Source organism: Azospirillum isscasi, assembly GCF_030849505.1.
Taxonomy (GTDB): Bacteria; Pseudomonadota; Alphaproteobacteria; order Azospirillales; family Azospirillaceae; genus Azospirillum; species Azospirillum isscasi.
Map to the genome: position 1 here is coordinate 1 of NZ_JAUJFI010000318.1, position 2,271 is coordinate 2,271.

General features: G+C 72.2%; 2 protein-coding genes. Both read left to right on the plus strand.

Going from position 1 to position 2,271, the window contains the following annotated elements:
- Positions 1-196: 196 nt before the first annotated feature.
- Positions 197-1,453, plus strand: coding sequence for an exonuclease SbcCD subunit D (locus QSG27_RS28605; RefSeq protein WP_306712208.1), 1,257 nt, complete (start codon positions 197-199; stop codon positions 1,451-1,453).
- Positions 1,453-2,271, plus strand: an 819-nt coding sequence (locus tag QSG27_RS28610; protein ID WP_306712210.1) for an AAA family ATPase, incomplete at its 3' end; no start/stop codon positions are given. The genes QSG27_RS28605 and QSG27_RS28610, both read left to right, overlap by 1 nt.

A 2,271-nucleotide genomic window follows, 5' to 3' on the forward strand; every position in this document is an offset into this window, starting at 1 on the left:
AGGGCCAGAATGTCTTCTGTTTTCCCGACCCGCCGTCGCCTCGTTGGCGGCCACCGCGTCGGGAGGCGCTTTATATGCGGGCTCACTCGGGGTGGCAAGCGCTTTTTTCGACCCACGGCGATTTTTTCACACGGCGCGTTCGCCGCCGCGCTTTCGTAGAATGCCGGTTCCCTTTCCGATGGATCCGTTTCCTCCCATGCGCCTTCTCCACACCGCCGACTGGCACCTCGGGCAGACCCTGCATGGCTTCGCGCGCGAGCACGAGCACGCGCGTTTCCTTGATTGGCTTCTCGACCAGCTTGCGGAGCGGGCCGTGGATGCGCTGGTCATCGCCGGGGATGTGTTCGACGGACAGAATCCGCCGATCCCGGCGCTCGGCCTCTTCTACCGGTTCCTGGCGCGGGCCAGGGCGCGCTGTCCGGCGCTGGACATCGTGGTGATTGCCGGCAACCACGACAGCGGCAGCCGGCTTGAGGCGCCCTCCCCCCTGCTGACGGAGATGGGGGTGCGGGTGGTCGGCGCCCTGCCGGTGGGCGAGGACGGGACCTTCGCGCCGGAGGGGCTGGTGGTGCCGCTGACCGACCGCCATGGCGCGATCGCCGCGCGCTGCGTCGCGGTGCCCTACCTCCGCCCCGCCGACCTGCCGCCGCTGAGCGAGGAGGAGATGGCGGCGGGCGCCGACCCGCTGGTCGAGGGGGTGCGCCGCGTTTACGAGGCCGCCGCGGAGGCCGGGCGGCGCGCGTCGATGCCCGGGGAGGCGCTGGTCCTCACCGGTCACTGCTACATGCGCGACGGCGCCCTGTCCGAACTCAGCGAGCGCAAGATTCTGGGCGGCAACCAGCACGCGCTGCCGGTGGACGTCTTCCCGGAGGACGCCGCCTATGTGGCGCTGGGCCATCTGCACCGGGCGCAGGCTGTGGGCACGCGCGAGTCGGTGCGCTACAGCGGGTCTCCGCTCCCCCTGGCCGTGGACGAGGAGCCTTACCCGCATCAGGTGGTGCTGGCCGATATCGCGGAGGGGCGGCTGACCGGGGTGGAGGCTTTGCGGGTGCCCCGCTTCGTCGCCATCCGGCGCATCCCCGGCGGCGGGCGGTTCGCGGCGCCGGAGGACGCGCTGGCCGCGTTGGCCGCACTGGAATTGGACAACGCCCTGCCGCGCGAGGACTGGCCCTATGTCGAGGTGTCGGTCGAGTTGCCGGCGCCCCGCCCGGCCCTGCGGGAGGAGGTGGTGGCGGCGCTGGCCGGGCGCCCGGCGCGGCTGGTGAAACTCGCCCTGCGGCTGACCGGCAGTGGGGAGGCGCTCGCCGAATCCGCACCGCTGGCCGATCTGGCGGAACTGGCGCCGGAAGACGTGTTCCTGCGGCTCTACCGCCGCCACCATGAGGGCGATCCGGAACCGGCGCTGCTCGCCGCCTTCCACGAACTGGTGACCACCGTTCAGGAGGGTGCGTGATGCGGATTCTGGCGGTTCGCGGCTGCAATCTGGCCAGCCTGGACGGGACCTTCGCGGTGGAGCTGGGCGGCGGGCCGCTGCGCCACGCCGGCCTGTTCGCCATCACCGGCCCGACCGGCGCCGGCAAGAGCACGATCCTCGACGCGCTGTGCCTCGCCTTGTTCGACCGGATGCCCCGGCTGCCGGACGGGCGCGGCGTGGCCCTGGGCGCCAGCGGGGACACCGACGCGATCAGCACCACCGACGTGCGCAGCATCCTGCGCCGCGGCGCGGGCTCCGGCTGGGCGGAGGTGGACTTCCTCGGCATCGACGGCGCCGCCTACCGCGCGCGCTGGGAGTTGCGGCGGGCGCGGCAGAACGCGCGCGGGCAGCTTCAGAAGCAGACGATGAGCCTGACCGCCCTGGCGGACGGCAAGCGCCTGGGCGACGGCAAGACCAGCGTGCTGGAGGAGATCGCCTCCCGGCTGGGTCTCAGCTTCGAGCAGTTCCGCCGCGCCGTTCTGCTGGCCCAGGGCGACTTCGCCAATTTCCTCAAGGCCCCGGCGACCGAGCGGTCGGCCCTGCTGGAGCTGCTGACCGGCACGGAAATCTACTCCCGCATCTCCATCGCCGCCCATGAGCGGCTGAAGGAGGAGCAACAGGCGTTGGCGGCGCTGGAGGCGCAATGCGCGGGCATCGGCGTGCTGTCCGGGGAGGAGCGCGCCGCCCTCGACGCCGAGGCCGCGGATGCGACGGAGGCGGTCCGCTGCGCCCGTTCGCGCACCCAGGGATTGTCGGTTTCCGGGAAGTCCGGGGCGACGACCAGCTTCACCTTGTCG